The organism is Actinomadura geliboluensis (assembly GCF_005889745.1).
Taxonomy (GTDB): domain Bacteria; phylum Actinomycetota; class Actinomycetes; order Streptosporangiales; family Streptosporangiaceae; genus Spirillospora; species Spirillospora geliboluensis.
Map to the genome: position 1 here is coordinate 1 of NZ_VCKZ01000014.1, position 20145 is coordinate 20145.

The 20145-nt window shown below is 75.1% G+C and carries 15 protein-coding genes; 12 read left to right on the forward strand and 3 right to left on the reverse strand.

Translation table 11 applies throughout. The features are described 5' to 3' along the window. Both ETD96_RS03930 and ETD96_RS03935 read right to left on the reverse strand, forming a co-directional pair. Positions 1–361 (reverse strand): Gfo/Idh/MocA family protein (locus ETD96_RS03930; protein WP_138634161.1); only part of this gene is annotated, 361 nt, incomplete at its 3' end. Positions 362–386: 25 nt separating this feature from the next. Then, positions 387–1835, reverse strand: coding sequence for an NDP-hexose 2,3-dehydratase family protein (locus ETD96_RS03935; protein WP_240807184.1), 1449 nt, complete (start codon positions 1833–1835; stop codon positions 387–389). A 177-nt stretch (positions 1836–2012) separates the two neighbouring features. On the opposite strand from ETD96_RS03935, the gene ETD96_RS03940 reads away from it, so the two are divergent. Then, complete coding sequence (locus ETD96_RS03940; RefSeq protein WP_138634167.1) at positions 2013–2990, forward strand: ATP-binding cassette domain-containing protein; 978 nt, start codon at positions 2013–2015, stop codon at positions 2988–2990. Continuing rightward, on the forward strand, positions 2990–3841 hold the full coding sequence (locus ETD96_RS03945) for an ABC transporter permease (RefSeq protein ID WP_138634169.1): 852 nt from the start codon (positions 2990–2992) through the stop codon (positions 3839–3841). Before ETD96_RS03940 ends, ETD96_RS03945 begins: the two co-directional genes overlap by 1 nt. Here ETD96_RS03945 and ETD96_RS03950 read toward each other — a convergent pair. Beyond that, positions 3820–5103, reverse strand: coding sequence for a sensor histidine kinase (locus ETD96_RS03950; protein WP_138634173.1), 1284 nt, complete (start codon positions 5101–5103; stop codon positions 3820–3822). The two genes, ETD96_RS03945 and ETD96_RS03950, sit on opposite strands and share 22 nt — an antisense overlap. Positions 5104–5388: 285 nt before the next feature. Here ETD96_RS03950 and ETD96_RS03955 point away from each other — a divergent pair, with 285 nt between their 5' ends. The 10 genes from ETD96_RS03955 to ETD96_RS04000 all read left to right on the forward strand — a co-directional run bounded on the left by ETD96_RS03955 (position 5389) and on the right by ETD96_RS04000 (position 20089). After that, the gene (locus tag ETD96_RS03955) at positions 5389–6171 is read left to right on the forward strand and encodes an ABC transporter ATP-binding protein (protein WP_138634176.1); all 783 of its coding nucleotides are present in this window, start codon (positions 5389–5391) and stop codon (positions 6169–6171) included. Continuing rightward, the gene (locus ETD96_RS03960; protein WP_138634179.1) at positions 6171–8723 is read left to right on the forward strand and encodes an ABC transporter permease; all 2553 of its coding nucleotides are present in this window, start codon (positions 6171–6173) and stop codon (positions 8721–8723) included. Before ETD96_RS03955 ends, ETD96_RS03960 begins: the two co-directional genes overlap by 1 nt. Positions 8724–8812: 89 nt before the next feature. Then, a complete protein-coding gene (locus ETD96_RS03965; RefSeq protein ID WP_138634182.1) occupies positions 8813–9727 on the forward strand; it encodes an ATP-binding cassette domain-containing protein in 915 nt (304 codons plus the stop codon). Further along, a complete protein-coding gene (locus ETD96_RS03970) occupies positions 9727–10584 on the forward strand; it encodes an ABC transporter permease (protein WP_138634185.1) in 858 nt (285 codons plus the stop codon). Before ETD96_RS03965 ends, ETD96_RS03970 begins: the two co-directional genes overlap by 1 nt. A 79-nt stretch (positions 10585–10663) precedes the next feature. Next, positions 10664–11704, forward strand: a complete 1041-nt coding sequence (locus tag ETD96_RS03975; RefSeq protein ID WP_138634188.1) for a ketoacyl-ACP synthase III family protein — start codon at positions 10664–10666, stop codon at positions 11702–11704. A 92-nt stretch (positions 11705–11796) separates the two neighbouring features. Further along, complete coding sequence (locus ETD96_RS03980; RefSeq protein ID WP_138634191.1) at positions 11797–17088, forward strand: type I polyketide synthase; 5292 nt, start codon at positions 11797–11799, stop codon at positions 17086–17088. 38 nt (positions 17089–17126) lie between these two features. Continuing rightward, a complete protein-coding gene (locus tag ETD96_RS03985) occupies positions 17127–18185 on the forward strand; it encodes a ketoacyl-ACP synthase III family protein (RefSeq protein ID WP_138634194.1) in 1059 nt (352 codons plus the stop codon). A 32-nt stretch (positions 18186–18217) separates the two neighbouring features. Continuing rightward, positions 18218–18484 carry an acyl carrier protein gene (locus tag ETD96_RS03990; protein WP_138634197.1) on the forward strand — a complete coding sequence of 89 codons (267 nt, stop codon included), beginning with the start codon at positions 18218–18220 and terminating at the stop codon, positions 18482–18484. A 40-nt stretch (positions 18485–18524) separates the two neighbouring features. After that, the gene (locus ETD96_RS03995) at positions 18525–18971 is read left to right on the forward strand and encodes a sugar 3,4-ketoisomerase (RefSeq protein WP_138634200.1); all 447 of its coding nucleotides are present in this window, start codon (positions 18525–18527) and stop codon (positions 18969–18971) included. Next, on the forward strand, positions 18968–20089 hold the full coding sequence (locus ETD96_RS04000) for a DegT/DnrJ/EryC1/StrS family aminotransferase (protein WP_138634203.1): 1122 nt from the start codon (positions 18968–18970) through the stop codon (positions 20087–20089). The genes ETD96_RS03995 and ETD96_RS04000 overlap by 4 nt, the downstream gene beginning before the upstream one ends. The last annotated feature ends 56 nt before the right edge of the window (positions 20090–20145 follow it).

Consider the following 20145-nt stretch of genomic DNA (forward strand, 5'->3'; position numbering starts at 1 on the left):
CCCACAGCCCGCGCCCGCCCGCCAGCGCCGCGAGGTCCGCGGCCTCGGCCGCACTGGTGACGGCCGGTTTCTCCAGGAGCACGTGCTTGCCCGCCTCCAGCGCCCGGCGGCCCCACGGGTGGTGCAGGCCGGACGGCAGCGGGACATAGACCGCGTCGACGTCGGGCCGGGCGAGCAACTCCTCGTAGCCCGCCAGCGCGTCGCCGCCGAACCGCGCGGCGAACCGCTCCGCCTTGGCCCGGTCGCGGCTGGCGCAGGCCACGAGCGCGACGTCCGGCACCCGCTCCATCGCCGGCAGGGCGTTGCGCCAGGCGATGTCGGCGCAGCCCAGCAGCCCCATGCGCAGCGGCGGTGGCCGCATCGTTCGTCCCCTTCCTCTCGGGCCGTCACCACAGGCTGTGCACGCACGCCAGCAGGCTGCGCGCCTCGATGTCCAGGTAGTGGCCGTGCTGCACCAGCTCCATGAGCTGCCGCACCGTCAGCCAGCGGTAGTTCTCGGGGACGCGGGCCGGGAAGCCGTCACCCGCCTCCACCACCCGGTAGCGGGTCTGGGCGTGGTAGAAGCGCCCGCCCTCCTCCGACAGCAGCGTGTCGAAGCGCACCCGCGCCGGGTCGGCGGTCATCGCCTCCGCGCCGAAGGGCAGCGCGGCGGCGGCCGCGGCCGGGTCGGCGCACGGCGGCACGTACACGGTCGGCGCCAGCTCCACCAGATCGCGGAGGCCGGGCTGCGGCCGGGCCTGGACCAGCAGGTGCAGGACGCCGCCGAACGAGCGGGCGACGAAGGCCGCCGCCGCGTGCCCGCGCGGCGCGAGCAGCGGCTGCGACCAGGTCGCGACCTCCCGGTTCCCGGCCCGCACGCGGGTCGCCAGGATCCGGAAGCCGCCCCGGCCGTCGTCGGCGATCTCGTCCGCGGAGCGCGCCCAGCCGGCGACGCCGTTCAGCGGGACGAGGTCCACCCGCCAGTGGCACGCCGCCTTCATCTCGGTGAACCAGCTCAGCACCTCCCGCCGGGAGTGCAGCGCGCCCGACCCGCCGGCCGCGTAGGAGCGCAGCAGCGCACCCGTGAACGCCTCGTCCGGGCCGGCGCGGTGCTCCGCGAGGTGGTCGCCGGGGCGCGGGGCGGTGAACGGGATCGACGCGAGGACGGTCCGCGCGTCCATGCTCACCAGGTTGTCGTGCGCCAGCAGGGCGCGCAGCTCGCCGATGGTCACCCAGTGGAAGTCGTCGTGGTCGGGCACGTCCCCGAGCGCCTGCACCACCATGTTGCGGTTGCGCTTGCCGAGGAACCACGCGCCCTGCTCGGACTGCAGCACGTCCACCAGCACCCGGGAGCCGCGCCGCGGCGCGAGGAAGTACTCCAGGTACCGGGTCCGCGCGCCGCGGTGCACCCGGCTGTAGTTGCTGCGGGTCGCCTGGACGGTCGGCGAGAGCTGCACCGCGTTGACGTTGCCCGGCTCCATCTTCGCCTGCATGAGGAAATGCAGGACGCCGTCGAATTCCTTGGCCAGGATCCCGAGAATGCCGATCTCCGGCTGGTGCAGGATCGGCTGCGACCAGAGCTCGGCCCCGCCCTCGCTCACCCGCAGCCCCTCGACCGTGAAGAATCTGCCGCTCGCGTGCCGCAGATTTCCGGTGTCCGGCGCGAAATGCCAGCTGTCCATTTCACGGAACGGGATCCGGGTGACCTCGAAGCGGCCGTCCCGGTGCCGCCCGTCCCACCACTTGCGGAACGCCGAGGACGGTCCCGCCTGGTGGTCGATGGAGGCCGACAGGGTGAACTTCGCGGCTCCGTCCAGCGTGTGATCGTCTTCCGAGGGCGCGATCGCAGGGCTCACCGGGTGCCTCCGTCCAGGTCTCGGCGGCCAGTTCATACGGGCCCGCTGAAGCGGCGACAATGCGCCGCCAAAGTCGGCGACAAAGGCGCTGTAAATGACTTTCCCAGTATTGCGCGGCGGAATTCCGATCATTTACGCTGCGGGCGTTATCTGCCGATGTCCGACAGCGGAGGGTGCATGGACGACGCGATGATCGCGGCCGAGGGGCTGCGGAAGCGGTTCGGCGAGACCTGGGCGCTGGCCGGCCTGGACCTGCGCGTCGCGCCGGGCACCGTCTGCGGGCTGCTCGGACCGAACGGCGCGGGCAAGACCACCGCGGTGCGGGTGCTGTCCACGCTGTGCGCGCCGGACGCCGGACGGGCCAGGATCGCCGGGTTCGACGCCGTGACGGAGCCCGCGCAGGTGCGCGCCCGGATCGGGGTCGCCCGCCAGTACGCCGCGCTCGATGAGGCGCTCACCGGGCGCGACAACCTGCGCCTGTTCGGCCGGCTCTACCATCTGTCCCGCCGTGAGGCCCGGCGGCGGGCCGACGAGCTGCTGGACCGGTTCCGGCTGGCGCACGCCGCCGACCGGCAGGTGCGCACCTACTCCGGCGGCATGCGCCGCCGGCTCGACCTGATCACCAGCCTGATCATCGCGCCGAAGGTGCTGTTCCTGGACGAGCCGACGACCGGGCTCGACCCGCTCAGCCGGGGCGAGATCTGGGACACCGTCCGCACCCTCGTCGCCGAGGGCACCACGGTGCTGCTCACCACGCAGTACCTGGAGGAGGCCGATCAGCTCGCCGACGACATCGCGGTGGTGGACCGGGGCCGGATCGTCGCGTCCGGCCCGCCCGACGAGCTGAAGGGCATCATCGGCGACCGGGTGGACGTCACGCTGGCCCGTCCCGCCCCGGTGGAGCGGGCGGCGGCGCTGCTCGCGGCCGAGATCGGCGACGGGCCCGCCGAGCTGCGCGAGGACGGCTTCAGCCTGCCGGTCCCGACCGGCGCGGCGACCCTGGTCGACGTCGTGCGGCGGCTGGACGCCGGGGGGATCGCGGCGGTGGACGTCGCGCTGCGCCGTCCCACCCTGGACGAGGTGTTCCTGCACCTGACCGCGCGGGGCGGCGGGGATCCCGAACGGGCCGGCGACCAGGTGCGGGAGGCGGTGTGATGGCGGCCCGGGGAGGTGCCGCCGCGACGGTCCCCGTCGTCCCGACGACGGCGGCGGCGCGGCTGCGCTGGGCCGTGGCCGACGGGCTGACCCTCGTCGGCCGCCCGCTGACCCAGCTCCGCCGCCAGCCGCAGGTGCTGGTCGCCGCGCTGATGTTCCCGGTGATCATGGTGCTGCTGTTCGGCTACGTGCTGGGCAGCGCCGTCGAGGTGCCCGGCGGCGGCGACTACCGCGAGTACCTGATGCCGGGCCTGTTCGTGATGATGTCGTTCACCAGCGTCTCCACCGTCGCGACCGACGCGGCCGTGGACGCGCAGCGCGGCATCCTGGACCGGATCCGCTCGATGCCGGTGTCGCGGGTCGCGGTGCCGCTGGGGCAGTCCGGGGCGGACATGCTCATCGGCACGATCGGCCTGCTGCTGATGATGGCCTGCGGCGTGGTGGTCGGCTGGCAGCCGCACGCGGGCGCGGCGAACGCCGCCGCCGCGGTCGGGCTGACGCTGCTGCTGCGGTACGCGATGACGTGGGTGGGCCTGTTCATCGGGCTGGCCGCGGGCTCGGAGGAGATGGCCGGGCGGCTCGCCCCGTTCTTCTTCCCGGTCGCGCTGATCTCGACCGCGTTCGTGCCCACCGGCGACATGCCGGGCTGGCTGCGCACCATCGCCGAATGGAACCCGGTCAGCGCCGGGGTGGTGGCCGGGCGGGAGCTGTTCGGCAGCCCAGGTGCCCGGCTGGCGGACCCGGCGCTGCCCCTGCAACATCCGGTGATCGCCACCGTGGCGTGGTCGGTGGCGCTGCTGGCCGTTTTCGTGCCGCTGACGGTGCGCAGCTACCGGGTGAAGGAGACCTGAGCGTCGTCGCCGGCCGTGTCCGGGCCGGTCGGCAGGGTCGCCTCCACCCGGAAGCCGCCGCCGTCCGCCGGCCCGGCGGCGAACGACCCGCCGACCATCTCGACCCGCTGCCGCAGGCCGCGCAGCCCCATCCCGGAGCCGGCGGCGGCGAGCACCCCGTCCTCGCCGGTGGGGGCGGTGTTGGCCACGGTCACCGAAACCGTCCCGGGGTCGCGGCGCAGCCGCACCTCGACCCGCGCGCCGGGGGCGTGCTTGCGCACGTTGGTGAGGGCCTCCTGGACGACGCGGTGGACGGTGCGGCCGACCGCGGGCGGGGCGAGCGGCGGGCCGCCCTCCTCCGCCAGCGCGACCGGCACCCCCACCGACTCCGACTCGGCGATCAGCCGGGACAGGTCGATCCGCTCGGCCGGCCCCGGGCCGTCGCGGGGCGGGGCGATCGGTTCGCCGCCGCGCCGCAGCAGGCCCACCACGTCCCGCAGCTCCTCCAGCGCGGCGCAGCCGGTGGAGCGGATCTGCTCGACGGCGGCGCGCGACTCCTCGTCCGGCAGGGTGACCCGCAGGGCGCCGGCCTGCAGCACCATGAGGCTGACCTGGTGGGTGACCACGTCGTGCATCTCGGCGGCGAGGCGCGCCCGCTCCTCCGCGCGCGCCTGCTCGGCCAGCAGGTGGCGTTCCCGCTCCGCGCGCTCGGCGCGTTCGACCAGCGTGTGCACCATGCGGCGGCGCGCCCCCGCGTACAGCCCGAGCAGCGCGCCGACCGCGAGGAAGGCCATGCTGCGGAAGACCACCGCGTCGGTGGAGCCGGGGCCGCCCTGCTCCGGGCCGGGGATCGCCCAGCCCATCAGCGCCGCGCCCACGGCCATCACCGCCGGCGGCGCCCAGGCGGTGCGGGCGCTCCTGACGAAGGCGAGCGCGGCGTACGCGGCGAAGGGCGCGGCGGGCGTCCAGGCGAGCAGTTCGGTGTAGTCGGCGTCCCCACCGTGCCGGAAGAAGGTGCCGGGGACGACCAGCTCCGCCGCCGGGACCAGCACCGCCGCGACGGCCACCGCCCAGGTGGCGGCGAGCGGCGCGCGGCGGCGCCAGAACAGCGCCGGCGCCAGCCCGGGGACGAGCAGGTAGGTGAGGCCGCCGGCCGGCTTCAGCGGAGCGTCCGGCGTCGCGGTGACGGCGAGGCCGAGCAGCAGGACGGCCAGTACCACGGCGAGGTCGGTGAGGACGGCACCCCGGGGGGTGCTCCAGGGGCGCCGCAGCACAGGCTTCACGCACTCAAATGTAAGCGCTCCCGGCCCGCCGCCGGGTGTGCCCGCGGCGGTGCGGGGCCCTACGAAAGTGGCTTCCCGCGTCCGGCGGCCTGCACCTTCGTACGCCGCGCTCCGTACCTTGCCCGCTGTCGGCGACCCCCGCCGAGCGGCTGGAATCGAGACGAGGCCGGAGCACCGGCGGCCGGCCCCGCGAAGCCACGTGACCACGCGAGTCCACGTGACCACGCGAGTCCACGCGACCCCGCAAGTCCCGTGACGAGGAACCTCCTGATGAAGGAAACGGATATGAGCAGCAGCGCAACCGCGAGTACCGAGCCGCGCGTCGCCGCGGCCGCCGCGCGGGCCGAGCACGTCACCAAGACCTACGTGACCGGCGCGGCCACCGTCACCGCGCTCGACGACGTCAGCGTGGAGATCCCCCGGGCCCGGTTCACCGCGGTCATGGGGCCGTCCGGGTCCGGCAAGTCCACGCTCATGCACTGCATGGCCGGGCTGGACCGGGTCAGCGGCGGCGAGGTCTACATCGGCGACGCGGCCCTGTCCGGCCTGAACGACAAGCGCCTCACCGCGCTGCGCCGGGACAAGATCGGCTTCGTCTTCCAGGCGTTCAACCTCGTCCCGACGCTGACGGCGCTGGAGAACATCACGCTCCCGATGGACATCGCGGGCCGCAAGCCGGACCGGGCCTGGGTCGACAAGATCATCGACACGGTGGGGCTGCGGCCCCGGCTCGGCCACCGGCCGGCCGAGCTGTCCGGCGGGCAGCAGCAGCGGGTCGCCTGCGCCCGCGCGCTGGCCTCCCGCCCGGAGATCGTCTTCGCGGACGAGCCGACCGGCAACCTCGACTCCCGCTCCAGCGGCGAGGTGCTGGCGTTCCTGCGGGACTCGGTGCGCGACCTGGAGCAGACCATCGTGATGGTCACCCACGACCCGGCCGCCGCGGGCTACGCCGACGAGGTGCTGTTCCTGTCCGACGGGAAGATCGTCGACCGGATGGCCGAGCCGACCGCGGAGCGCGTCCTGGAGCGCATGAAGGGCTTCGAGCTGCCGGGGGGCGAGCGGTCGTGATGGCACGCCTGGCCCTGCGGGGCCTGCTCGCGCACAAGCTGCGGCTGGGGCTCACCGCGCTCGCGGTCATCCTCAGCGTCGGCTTCGTGTCCGGCACGATGATCCTGTCGGCCACCCTGGACAAGTCGATCGGCAGCGCCTTCTCCGACCTCGGCCGGGGCACCGACGCGGTCGTGCGCACCCAGCGCGCGGTCAGCACCGAGCTCGGTACCGACGCGCCCGACCGGCCCGTGCCCGCGTCGCTGCTGGCGACGATCCGGTCCGCGCCCGGCGTGGCGAAGGTGCACGGCGAGGTCACCGGCTTCGCGGGCGTCGTCGACAAGAAGGGCAAGATCTACGGGTCGCCGCCGCAGACCGGCCGGGACTGGAACGCCGACCCGGACCTGTCGCCGATGCGGCTGAAGTCCGGGACGGGGCCGCGCGCCGCCGACGAGATCGCCCTCGACCAGAACACCGCGGACGCGACCGGCTACAAGGCCGGCGACCGGGTCCAGGTGGTGCTGGCGTCCGGCGTGCGGACCTTCACCGTCTCCGGGATCTTCCAGTACGGCTCGTCGGACGCGCTCAGCGCCCTGGTCGTGACCGCGTTCCAGCCGCAGGCCGCCGAGAGGCTGCTGATGGAGCACCCCGGCACCTACCGGCAGATCTCCGTGCACGCCGCGCCGGGGGTGTCGCAGACCGAGCTGCGCGACGCGATCGCGCGGGTGCTGCCGTCCGGCTACGAGGCCGTCACCGGCACGAAGGCGATCGACGAGCAGACCGCGTCCGTCAAGGACGTGCTGAAGATGCTGCGGACGTTCGTGCTGGTCTTCGCGTTCGTCGCCGTGTTCGTCGGCTCGTTCATCATCTTCAACACGTTCTCGATGCTGGTGTCGCAGCGGACCCGGGAGCTGGCGCTGCTGCGCGCGATCGGGGCGTCCCGCCGCCAGGTCACGCTGATGGTGATGGGCGAGGCGCTCGGCGTCGGGTTCCTCGGCTCGACGATCGGCCTGCTCGCCGGCGGCGGGCTCGGCCTCGGGCTGATCGCGCTGTTCGGCGCGCTGGACTTCGGCGTCCCCGCCGGCGACCTGACCCTGCCGCCCATGGCGGTGCTGTGGTCGTACGCGGTGGGCATGCTGGTCACGCTGGTCGGCGCCTACCTGCCCGCGTCGCGGGCGGCGCGGATCCCGCCGGTCGCGGCGATGCGCGACGACGCGGTGGCCGCGAGCGGCCGGTCGCTGCGGCTGCGCGCGATCGCCGGGACGATCGAGGCGGTCGCCGGCGCGGTCGTGATGGCGATCGGGTTCGGCGGGTCCGGCGACGCGGCGCTGGTCATCGCGGGCGGCGGCGCCGCCGCGCTGTTCATCGGCATCACCACGCTCAGCCCGATCGTCAGCCGCCCCGCGACGCGGCTGCTCGGCTGGCCGTTCGCCCGGATCGCCGGCGTCACCGGCCGGATGAGCCGGGAGAACGCGCAGCGCAACCCGCGCCGCACCGCCGCCACCGCGTCCGCGCTGATGATCGGGCTGACCCTGGTCAGCGGCGTGTCGGTGATCTCCGCGTCGATGGTCGCCTCGACCGACCGGCAGGTGGACGAGGGCCTCACCGCCGACTACCGGATCGACGCGCCGAGCTCGCTCACCCCGCTCAGCACCGAGGTGCGGGACGCGGTGGCGAAGACGCCCGGCGTGCGGGACGCGATCGGCGTCGCCACCGCCCCGTTCAAGCTGGACGGCAAGGCGAGCCGCGCCACCGCCGGCGACGCCGCCGGGCTGGTGCGGCTGTACCGGCTGCGCATCGAGGCGGGCTCGTCCTCGCTCGGGCCCGACCAGCTGCTCGTCAACCGCAAGACGGCCGACGACAAGGGCTGGAAGGTCGGGTCCGCCGTGCCCGGCCAGTACCAGGACGGCACCCGCGCCACCTTCCGGATCGCCGGGATCTACGCCGACGTCAAGTCGGTGCTGGAGACCGCGCCCACGATCATCCTCGGCGCGGGCAGCTACGCCGAGCACTACTCGGACGCGCAGATCGACCAGATCGACATCATCAAGGCGCCCGGGACGGACGCGGCGGCGGTCGAGCGCGCGCTGCGCGGCACCCTGGACCGCTGGCCCAACCTGGACCTGAAGAACCGGGAGCAGATCAAGGAGCAGTACACCGCGAGCATCGACCTGCTGCTGCGGGTGGTCCTGGTGCTGCTCGCGCTGTCGATCGTCATCGCCGCGCTCGGCATCGTGAACACGCTGGCGCTGTCGGTGGTGGAGCGGACCCGCGAGATCGGGCTGCTGCGCGCGATCGGCATGCAGCGCGGGCAGGTGCGCCGGATGATCCGGTTCGAGGCCGTGGTCATCTCCACCTTCGGCGCGCTGCTCGGTCTCGCGGTGGGCGTCGTGATCGCGGTGAGCATCCAGAACGCGGCGGCCGACGAGGGGATGGACGTCCTGTCGGTGCCGGTCGGGCAGCTGGCGCTGTACGTGCTGGCCTCGGCCCTCATCGGGGTCGTCGCGGCGGTCTGGCCCGCCCGGCGCGCCTCGACGATGGACGTCCTGCGGGCCATCGGCTCGACCGAGTAGCCCCCGCCGCCGTCCGGGCGCGCCCGCCCGCGCCCGGACGGCGGGGGACGACCCGATCCGACCCACCGACCCCGCGGAGTGAACGCACCATGATCGAGGTCAAAGGTCTGACCAAGCGCTTCGACGAGACCGTCGCGGTCGACGATCTGACCTTCACCGTCAAACCGGGCCTGGTCACCGGGTTCCTCGGGCCCAACGGCGCGGGCAAGACGACGACGATGCGGGTCATCCTCGGCCTGCACGCCGCCACCCGCGGGACGGCCACGATCGGCGGCCGCCGGTACGCCGACCTCCCCGCGCCGATGCGGGAGGTGGGGGCGCTGCTGGACGCGCACGCGGTGCACGACAGCCGCCGCGCCGAGGACCATCTGCTGTGCCTCGCGCTGAGCAACGGCATCCCGCGCTGGCGGGTCCCGGAGGTGCTGCAGCTCGTCGGCCTGGACCGGGTGGCGCACCGCCGGGTGCGCACGTTCTCGCTCGGCATGTACCAGCGGCTCGGCATCGCCGCGGCGCTGCTCGGCGACCCCGCCTGCCTGATCTTCGACGAGCCGATCAACGGGCTGGACCCCGAGGGCATCATGTGGGTCCGCACGCTGGCCCGGCGGCTGGCCGACGAGGGCCGCACCGTGCTGATCTCCAGCCATCTGATGAGCGAGATCGCGCTCACCGCCGACCACTTGGTCATCATCGGCCGCGGCCGGCTGCTGGCCGACTCCGGGGTGAGCGAGCTGATGGGCCGCACCACCCGGCCGAAGGTGCTGGTGCGCACCGCGCAGGCCGGCACGTTCGCCCGGCGGCTGGCCGCGCGCGGCGCCGAGGTGCGCCGGGAGCCGGACGGCGGGCTGCTCGTCACCGGCCTCGACAGCACCGAGATCTACCGGCTGGCCGCGGCGGACGGCGCCGTGCTGGCCGAGCTGACCCCGCACCGGGCCTCCCTGGAGCAGATCTTCATGGAGCTGACCCGCGACAGCGTCCAGTTCAACGTCACGGAAGGGGCCGCCTGATGCCGTTCACGGGCCGACCGACGCCGTTCACGGACCGACCGGCCGCCGCGCCGGAACCCGCCGCGGCCCTGGTGCCGGTGGACGGGCGGGCGACGTTCGTCGACGCCGTCCGCTCCGAGTGGACCAAGCTGCGCACGCTCCGGTCGTCGCTGTACTCCGTCGTCGCCACCATCGTCGTCGGGGTGGGCATGGCGTTCCTGTTCACCAGCGGGACCGCCGAGGGGTACGCGGACATGACCGCCGCCGAGCGCGCGGAGTGGGACCCGACGCTGACGAGCCTGATGGGCGCGACGCTGTTCGCCCAGCTCACCGTCGGCGCGCTCGGCGTGCTCAGCACCAGCGGGGAGTTCGCCACCGGAATGATCAGCACGAGCCTGACCGCGGTGCCGCGCAGGCTGCGGGTGCTGGCCGCGAAGGCCCTCGTCATCACCGTCGTCGGGCTGGCGGTCGGGGAGCTGGTCAGCGTCGGCGGCTTCCTGCTGGGCCAGCAGGTGCTCGTCGGGATGGACGTCCCGCACGCCTCCCTCACCGACCACGAGTCGCTGCGCGCGGTCGTCGGGGCGGGCCTGTACCTCGCCCTGGTCGGGCTGCTGGGCGCCGCGCTCGGCGTGCTGATCCGCTCGACGGCGGGCGCCATCGTGGTGCTGGTCGTGGCCGCCATCATCGTCCCGTACCTGCTCGGCCCGCTGCTGCCGCCGCTGGTCCGCGGGCTCTGGCCGATCATGGCCGGGATGATGGTCATGTCGACCACCACCGAGACCGGGATCCCGGCGTTCACGCTGCTCGGCATCATGATCGCCGGTGTCGGCGCGACGGCGGCGGTGGCGTGCGCGGTGTTCCGCCGCCGCGACATCTGACCGGTTCAGATCGCGCTTAGCCCCCCTTAAGCGCGGCGGTGGACAGTGATCGCAGCTTTGAGCAATCAAGGAGGCGGTCGTGCGCACACCCGACGTTCACCTCAAGGGACTGGGGGTGTACCTCCCGCCGGCGGCCGGCGTCGAGCAGGCCGTCCGGGAGGGCCGCTACTCCGCCGAGGAGGCCGAGCTCCACGAGCTCGCCGGCGCCGCCGTCGCCGGGGACGTCCCGGCTCCGGAGATGGCGCTGCGGGCTGCGCAGCAGGCGTTCAAGCGCTGCGGGCACCGCCCCGAGGAGCTGGACCTGCTGCTGTACGCCGACTCGTGGCACCAGGGCCCGGACGGCTGGCAGCCGCAGTACTACCTGCAGCGGCACCTGGTCGGCGGCCGGCCGCTGGCGGTGGAGGTCCGGCACGGCTGCAACGGGGTGTTCAGCGCGCTGGAGCTCGCCGCGTCCTACCTGCGCTCGCCCGGCCGGCGCGACGCGCTGGTGGTGGCCGCCGACAACTTCGGCACCCCGATGATCGACCGCTGGCGGTTCGGCCCCGGCTATATCGCCGGGGACGCGGCGAGCGCGGTCCTGCTCAGCACCGAGCCCGGCTTCGCCCGGCTGCTGTCGGTGTGCACCACCGCCGTCGCGGAGGCCGAGGAGGTCCACCGCAGCGGTGAGCCGCTCTTCCCGCCCGGCCCGACGGCGGGCCGGCCGCTCGACTTCAGCGGCCGGACGGCCGACTTCAACCGGCGGGCGATGGCGGACGGGGCCGGCACCACCGTGTGGGTGACCGTCCACCAGCGGATGGTCGAGCTGGTGGACCGGACGCTCGCCGAGGCGGGCCTGGAGATCGGCGACATCGCGCGCGCCGCCTTCATGAACTACTCCCGCGAGATCGTCGAGCAGCGCGGGATGCTCGCGCTGGGGCTGCCGATGTCCAAGTCGACCTGGGAGTTCGGGCGGACCGTCGGCCATCTGGCCGCCAGCGACCAGCTCGTCTCGCTCGACCACCTGCTCACCGCCGGGGAGCTGCGCCCCGGCGACCACATGCTGCTCGTCGGGGTCGGCCCCGGGGTCACCCTGTCGAGCGCGATCGTCCAGATCCTCAGCACGCCGCCCTGGCTGCGGTGAGCGCCGCGGTGAACCCGGCCGGACCGGACGGGCGCGTCCCGGCGGACGGCGGCCGCGTGCGACACGACCCGAGAGTGGATGGGGGCCCATCGATGGTGCAGGACAGCGGGGCCGGGCGGGCGCGGCCGGCCGGCGCGGAGCCGGGCGCGGAGCCCGTCGCGGTGATCGGCGTCGGCTGCCGGTTCGCCGGGGACGCCGACTCGCCGGAGGCGTACTGGTCGCTGCTGCGGGACGGCCGCGACGGCATCGGGGAGGTCCCGCGCGAGCGGTGGCGCGAGTACGAGCGGTTCGGCCCGGACTTCGCCGCGGCGCTGCGCCGCGCCACCCCGTGGGGCGGCTTCCTCTCCGGCGTCGAGTCGTTCGACGCCGAGTTCTTCGGGCTGACCCCGCGCGAGGCCGAGCTGATGGACCCGCAGCAGCGGATCCTGCTGGAGACCGCCTGGGAGGCGCTGGAGCACGCCGGCGTCCCGCCCCGCGACCTGGCCGGCTCCGACGCCGGGGTGTTCGTCGGGGTGGGGTCGGACGACTACGGCCGCCGGCTGCTGGAGGACCTGCCGCGGATCGAGGCGTGGACCGGCATCGGCGCCGCGATGTGCGCGGTCGCCAACCGCATCTCCTACGCGCTGGACCTGCGCGGCCCGAGCCTCGCGGTCGACACCGCCTGCTCGGCGTCGCTGGTGGCGCTGCACCTGGCGTGCCAGAGCGTCCGGACGGGGGAGAGCCCGCTCGCGCTCGCGGCGGGCGTCAACGTGATCGTGTCGCCGGGGCTGACGCTGACCCTGGACGCGGCGGGCGCGATGGCCGCCGACGGCCGCTGCAAGTCGTTCGACGCGTCCGCCGACGGCTACGGGCGCGGCGAGGGCTGCGGCGTGCTGGTGCTCAAGCGGCTCGCCGACGCCGAGCGGGACGGCGACCGGGTGCTCGCGGTGGTGCGCGGCGGCGCCGTGAACCAGGACGGCCGCACCAACGGGATCATGGCGCCCAGCGGCGCGGCGCAGCGGCACGTGCTCGACCGGGCCTGCCGCAGCGCCGGGGTGGACCCGGCGACGGTCGGCTACGTCGAGGCGCACGGCACCGGGACCCGGCTCGGCGACCCGCTGGAGGCGTCCGCGCTCAGCGCCGTCTACGGGGCGGGCCGGCCGGCGGGCGAGCCGTGCCTGATCGGGTCGGTGAAGGCCAACATCGGGCACCTCGAAGCGGGCGCGGGCGTCGCGTCCGTCATCAAGGCGGTGCTCGTCCTCGCCAACGAGGAGATCCCGCCGAGCCTGAACTTCACCACCGGGAACCCCGCGATCGACTGGGCCGGAGGCGGGCTGAAGGTGGTCACCGAACCCACGCCGTGGCCGCGCGGCGAGACCCCGCGGCGGGTCGGGGTGTCCGGGTTCGGGTACGGCGGGACGATCGCGCACGTCCTGCTGGAGGAGGCCCCGGCGCGGCCGGACGCGCCGCGTCTTGCTGACGGGGACGGGGAGCCGCGGCTCTACCCGGTGTCGGCCGCGTCCGGAGCCGCGCTCCGGCAGCACGCGGGCGAGCTTGCCGACTGGCTGGCGGGGCGCGGGGAGAGCGCGCCGCTCGCGTCCGTCGGGCACACGCTGGCGCTGCGCCGCTCGCACCTGCCGCACCGGGCCGGGGTCGTCGCCGCGGACCGGGACGCGCTGGTCGCCGGGCTCCGGCTGCTGGCGGACGGCGCCGAAGGCCCCGGCGTGACCACCGGCACCGTCCCGGCGGAGGCCGGGGCCGGCCTGGTGTGGGTCTTCTCCGGGCACGGCTCGCAGTGGGCCGGCATGGGCCGCGGGCTGCTGGCCGCCGAACCGGCGTTCGCCGAGGTGATCGACGCGCTGGAGCCGGTCTTCCGGGAGGAGATCGGCTTCTCGCCGCGCGAGGTGCTGCTGGCCGACCCGCTGACCGACGTCGCCCGGATCCAGACGATGATCTTCGCGGTGCAGCTCGGGCTGGCCGCCGTGTGGCGGTCCCGGGGCGCGGCCCCGGCCGCGGTGATCGGCCACTCGGTCGGGGAGATCGCCGCCGCCGTCACCGCGGGCGCGCTGACCCGGGAGGCGGGCGCGCGGCTGATCTGCCGCCGGTCGCGGCTGCTGGGCCGGGTCGCGGGCCGGGGCGCGATGGCCATGGCGGCGCTGCCGTTCGCCGAGGTCGAGGAGCGGCTCGGCGACCGCGCCGACCTGGTGGCCGCGATCCAGTCGTCGCCGCTGTCCACCGTCGTCGCGGGGGACGCCGCCGCCGTGGAGGAGCTGGTGGAGCGGTGGCGGGACGAGGGCGTCCAGGTGCGCCGCGTCTCCTCCGACGTCGCCTTCCACAGCCCGCACATGGACCCGCTGCTGGACGAGCTGGCCGCCGCCGGGGCCGACCTGGCGCCGGTCCCGCCCGCCGTCCCGATGTACTCGACCGCCTTGCAAGACCCGCAGGCGATGCCCGCCCCGGACGGCTCCTACTGGGCGGCCAACCTGCGCAACCCGGTGCGGCTCGCGGCGGCCGTCGAGGCCGCCGCCGAGGACGGGTACCGCGCGTTCCTGGAGGTCTCCGCGCATCCGGTGGTGGCCCACTCGATCGGCGAGACCCTCGGCGAGCTGGGTCTCGGTGACGCGTTCGTCGGTTCGACGCTGCGCCGCGACCGGTCCGAGCCCGCGCAGCTGCTCGACGCGGCCGCCGCGCTGCACTGCCACGGGCTGCCGCTGGACTGGCGGACGCTGGCGCCCGGCGGCGACCTGGTCACCCCGCCCGGCGTCGCCTGGCAGCGGCGGCGGCACTGGCGGGACGCGCCGTCCGGCGGCGCGGGCGAGGGGCTCGGCCACGACGTGGACGCGCACGCGCTGCTGGGGTCGCCGGTCCCGGTCGCCGGCCGGGCGCTGCGGCTGTGGCGGACCGTCCTGGACGACGACTGCCGCCCCTACCCGGGCAGCCACACCATCAACGGGGTCGAGATCGTGCCCGCGGCGGTGCTGATCAACACCTTCCTCGGTGCCGTGGCCGACCGGGACGGCCCGCCGCCGACGCTGGCCGACGTGGCGCTCCGGCTGCCGCTGACCACCGACCGCCGCGAGGTTCAGGTGCTGCTGGAGGACGGCGCCGCCCGCCTGGCCTCCCGCGCGACGGCCGACGACTCCGCGGATAGGTCGTGGCTCACGCACTGCACCGCCGCCGTGGCGTCCGGCCCCGCCGACCCGCTGCCGCCGGCGCTCGCCGACACCGCGGCCCCCGGCGAGGCGGTGGACACCGGGTTCGTCCAGCAGCGCCTGGCGTCGGTGGGCGTCCCGACGATGGCGTTCGACTGGACCGTCCGTGAGCTGTACCGGGGCGAGGGGCGGCTGCGCGCGGTCGTCACGGCCGGGCATCCGGCGCGCGGCGCCGCGACCTGGGGGCCGCTGCTGGACGCGGCGCTGTCGATCGCGCCCGCCGCCTATCCGGGGGAGGCCGTGCTCCGCATGGTCGCCCACGTCGGAGAGGTGCACCTCGCGAGCGAGCCGCCGGAGGACGCGGTCGTCGAGGTCGTCGTGGACCCGTCCCGGGACGACTCCGTGGACGTGCTGATCGCCGACCCGGACGGCCGGGTCCTGGCCCGGCTCGCGGGTCTTCGCTACGCGACGATGGACCGCGACCCCGGCACGGCCGCCGCGCATCCGGCACGGCTGGTGCACGAGCTGGCCTGGCGGCCGTTCACCCCGTCCGGCGGCGGCGCCGAGCGGGACGTCGTCATCGTGGGCCCGGATCCACAGGCTGTGGACGCTCTGCGCGGCACTCTCCACGCGGCCGGGGCGACCTGCACGGCAGTGTCCGGCCCGGAGGCGCTCGCGAGGTTCGCCACCGAGGCCGGGCCGTCCACGGACGTCCTGCTCGTCCCGCCGCCCGCGACATCGGGACGGCCCGTCGCCGAGGCCGCCCTCGACGCGGCATGGCTGCTGACGCAGGCCGTCCAGCGGCTGTCCGCGCTCGATCCCGCCGCCGCGCCGCGCCTGTGGTGCCTGACGGCGGGCGTCAGGGAGAGCCGGGCGGAGGACGCCCTCGGCCACGCGCCGCTGTGGGGCCTCGGACGGATCGTCTCCGGCGAGCACCCCGAGCTGTGGGGCGGCACGATCGACCTCCCGGCGGACGGATCGGTGCCCGACGCCGCCGCGCTGCTGGCCGTCCTGCGGGCGGCGCCCGGGGACGACGTCATCGCGCTGCGCCCGGACGAGATCACCGTCGCGCGCCTCGCCCGCCCCGACGACGCGCCCCCGGAGGGCGAACCGGTGCGCTGCCACCCCGACGGCACCTACCTCGTCACCGGCGGCCTCGGCGTCCTCGGCCTGGAGGTCGCCCGGTGGCTGGCCGAGCGCGGCGCGCGCCGCATCGTGCTGGCCGGCCGCCGCCCCCTCCCGGCCCGCTCGGACTGGGACGCCCCCGCCGACGCCGAGACCCGCCGCCGGATCGAGGGCGTCCGGGCGCTGGAGGGCCTCGGCGTCACCGTCGCCACCGTGGCGCTGGACATCGCCGACCCCGCCGAGGCCGCGCGGGCGCTCGACCCCGACGCGCTCGGCCTCCCGCCGATCCGCGGCGTCGTGCACGCCGCCGGCGCCCTCGACAACCGGATGATCCCCGGCGTGGACGAGGCGTCGCTGCGCACCGTGCTGCGTCCCAAGGTCGACGGGGCCTGGACGCTGCACCGGCTGTTCCCGCCCGGCAGCCTGGACTTCCTGGCGCTGTTCTCGTCCTGCGGCCACCTGCTCGGCCTGCCCGGCCAGGCCGGCTACGCCGCCGCCAACGCCTTCCTCGACGCGTTCGCCGCGCACCGGTGCGCCGCCGGGGGCCGCGACACCGTGAGCCTCGGCTGGACGTCCTGGCGCGGCAAGGGCATGGCCGTCAACGAGGTCGTGGACATGGAGTTGCAGGCCCGCGGCGTCACCGACGTCACCGCGCCGGAGGCGTTCGCCGCCTGGGACCTGGCCGCCGCGCACGGCGGCGCGTACTACGCGGTGCTCGGCGTCGCCCCGGCCGAACCGGGCACGCGGCGCCCGCCGCTGCTCGCCGAGGTCGCCGCCGCGGCGGACGCCGCCGCCCGGGACCGGGCCGCCGCGCCGGGCGGCACGTCCGACACCGACGGCCTGGCCGGCCTGCCGCCGGACGAGCTGCGCGCGCGCCTGCTGGAGGTCGTCGGCGCCCAGATCGCGACCGAGATGCGGCTGTCCGCCGAGCACCTGGACCCCCGCCGCTCCCTGGCCGAGCAGGGCCTGGACTCGGTGATGACGCTGGTGATCCGGCGGCGGCTGGAGAAGCGGTTCGGGCACGGACTGCCCGCCACGCTGCTGTGGCACCAGCCCACCGTCACCGCGATCGCCGAACATCTGGCCGGGCTGCTCTCCGGCGAGGCCGAGCCGATGGTCGGCGCCTGACACGGGCCCGACGCAACCGGAAGCGAGGAACCGAGGTCATGCGCACCCAGGACGCGTACGTCAGGAGCGTCGGCGTCTACCTGCCGGAGACCGTCGACGTCAAATGGGCCGTCGCCCAGGGCCTGCACCCGGAGGAGGGGGCGGAGGCGCACGGCTTCACCGGCGTCGCCGTGGCCGGGGAGGTCCCGGCCCCCGAGATGGCGCTGCGCGCGGCGCGGACGGCGTTCGAGCGCTGCGGCCAGCGCCCCGACGAGGTGGACCTGCTGCTCTACACCGACACCTGGCACCAGGGGCCGGACGGCTGGCAGCCGCAGTACTACCTGCAGCGGCACCTCGTCGGCGGCGGTGCCCTCGCCGTGGAGACCCGGCACGGGTGCAACGGGGTGTTCAGCGCGCTGGAGCTGGGCGCCGCCTACCTGAGCGCCGACCCCGCGCGCCGCACCGCGCTGGTCGTCAGCACCGACAACTACGGCACCCCGCTGGTGAACCGGTGGAACGCCGGTCCCGGCTTCGTCATGGGCGACGCGGCGAGCGCGCTCGTCCTCGGCCGCGCCCCCGGCTTCGCGCAGCTGCTGTCGGTCAACTCCATCACCGTCCCCGAGGGCGAGGAACTCCACCGCAGCGGCGAGCCGCTGTTCCCGCCCGGCGCCACCACCGGCCAGTCCATGGACTTCCACCGGCGCACCGAGTCGTTCCTCGCCGGGGCGCTCGCCAAGGCGCGGGCCCGGACGGAGGGCGGCCCGTCCCTGTGGGTGACCGTGCACCAGAAGCTGCTGGAGAGCGTCGAGCGGTCCCTCGACGAGGCGGGCATCGAGCTCGCCGACCTCGCCCGCGTGGCGTTCATGAACAACGACCGGGAGACGGTCGAGCAGCGCTGCATGGGCGCGCTCGGGCTGCCGCTGTCGATGTCCACCTGGGAGTTCGGCCGCACCGTCGGGCACCTCGGCGCCAGCGACCAGCTCGTCTCTCTCGACCACCTGCTGACGACCGGCGAGCTCGGGCCCGGCGACCACGTGCTGCTGGCCGGCATGGCGCCCGGCGTCACGCTCTCCAGCGCCGTCATCAAGATCCTCGCCACCCCGCCGTGGCTGAACTGACCGGCGCCGCCGGCGCCCGACGAGGAGGACGCATGACCGAGGAAGAGGTCCGCGCCGAGCTGCTCGGCTTCGTCCGGGAGAACTTCGGGTCCGCCGCGGGCGGCGTGGAGATCGCGGCGGACACCCCGCTGCTGGAGTCGGGGATCCTCGACTCGCTCCGCACCGCCGTCCTGCTCAACCACCTGCGCGACGGGCTGCGGACGCCGCTGCCCGCGCGCTTCATCGAGGCGCGCTACCTCAAGGACGTCGCCACCATCGCCGCACTGGTGTGCGAGCTCGCGGCCGCCGACTCGCGCTAGCCGTCGCGGGGCCCGCCCGTCGCCGGAAGGGATCAAGGTAATGCAGCAAGCAGGGGCTGGTGAGACCGTCGTCGGCCGGGTCGCGCCGTGCCGCATCGTCAAGGTGCCCGACTTCGTCGACGACCGCGGCGGGCTCGCCTCCGTCGAGGCCGGCGAGACCATCGGGTTCGCCATCGAGCGCGTCTACTACCTGTACGGCATGCCGACCGGCACGGTGCGCGGCGCGCACGCCCACCGCGAGCTCGAACAGCTCCTGCTGGCGCTGCACGGCGAGTTCGACATCACCGTGGACGACGGCCGCCGCCGGACGCGCTTCCACCTGGACGACCCGACCCGCGGCCTCTACATCGGGCCGATGATCTGGCGGAACCTGGAGAACTTCTCGCCGGGCGCGGTCGGGCTCGTCCTCGCCTCCTCGCACTACGACGAGGCGGACTACTACCGCAGGTACGACGAGTTCCTGCGCGACGCGGAGAGGCTGGGATGAGGGTTCCCTTTCTGGACCTGCGGGCCGTCCACGACGAGCTCGGCGCCGAACTCGACGCGGCGGTGCACCGGGTCGTGTCCTCGGGCTGGTACCTGCTCGGTGAGGAACTGGCCGCGTTCGAGGCGGAGTTCGCCGCCTACTGCGCGGCGGGGCACTGCGTCGCCGTCGGGTCCGGCATCGACGCGATCACGCTGGCGCTGCGCGCGCACGGGGTCGGGCCGGGCGACGAGGTGATCGTCCCGTCCAACACGTTCATCGCGACGCTGCTCGCGGTGACGGCGGCGGGCGCGCGCCCGGTGCCGGTCGAGCCGGACGAGCGGACCTGCAACCTCGACCCCGCCCGGATCGAGGCGGCAGTGACCCGCCGGACCAGGGCGGTGCTGCCCGTGCACCTGTACGGGCAGCCCGCCGACATGCGGGCCATCGCGGAGGTCGCCGACCGGCACGGACTGCTCGTGGTGGAGGACGCCGCGCAGGCCCACGGCGCCCGCCACCGCGGCGAACCGGTCGGGTCCGGGCCGTACGCCGCCACGTTCAGCTTCTACCCCGGCAAGAACCTCGGCGCGCTCGGGGACGGCGGCGCGGTGGTCACCTCCGACGCCGCGCTGGCCGACCGGATCCGGCTGCTGCGCAACTACGGCAGCGCCGTGAAGTACCACCACGAGATCAAGGGGACCAACTCCCGGCTCGACGAGATCCAGGCGGCGGTGCTGCGGGTGAAGCTCGCCCGGCTGGACGAGTGGAACGCCCGCCGCGCCGAAGTCGCCCGCCGGTACCTCGCCGGGCTGGCCGGGGTGCCGGGGCTCGCGCTCCCGGTCGTCGAGCCGTGGGCGAGCACGTCGTGGCACCTGTTCGTGGTCCGGACCGAGCGCCGGGACGCGCTCCGCGAGCGGCTGGCGGCGGCCGGGGTGGAGACGATCATCCACTACCCGGTCCCGGCGCACCTGTCGCCGGCGTACGCCGACCTCGGGCACGCGGCGGGCTCCTTCCCGATCGCCGAGCGGCTGGCGGAGCAGGTGCTGAGCCTGCCGATGGGCCCGCACCTGCCGGACGAGGCGGTGGACACCGTCATCGCCGCCGTCCGCGAGGCGATGGCGCCCGCGACCGCCGCCCGCTGAAGACCCCGCTAAGGAAGAGACCCCGCAAGACAGGCCCCGTCCCCTGGCAAGGGGGC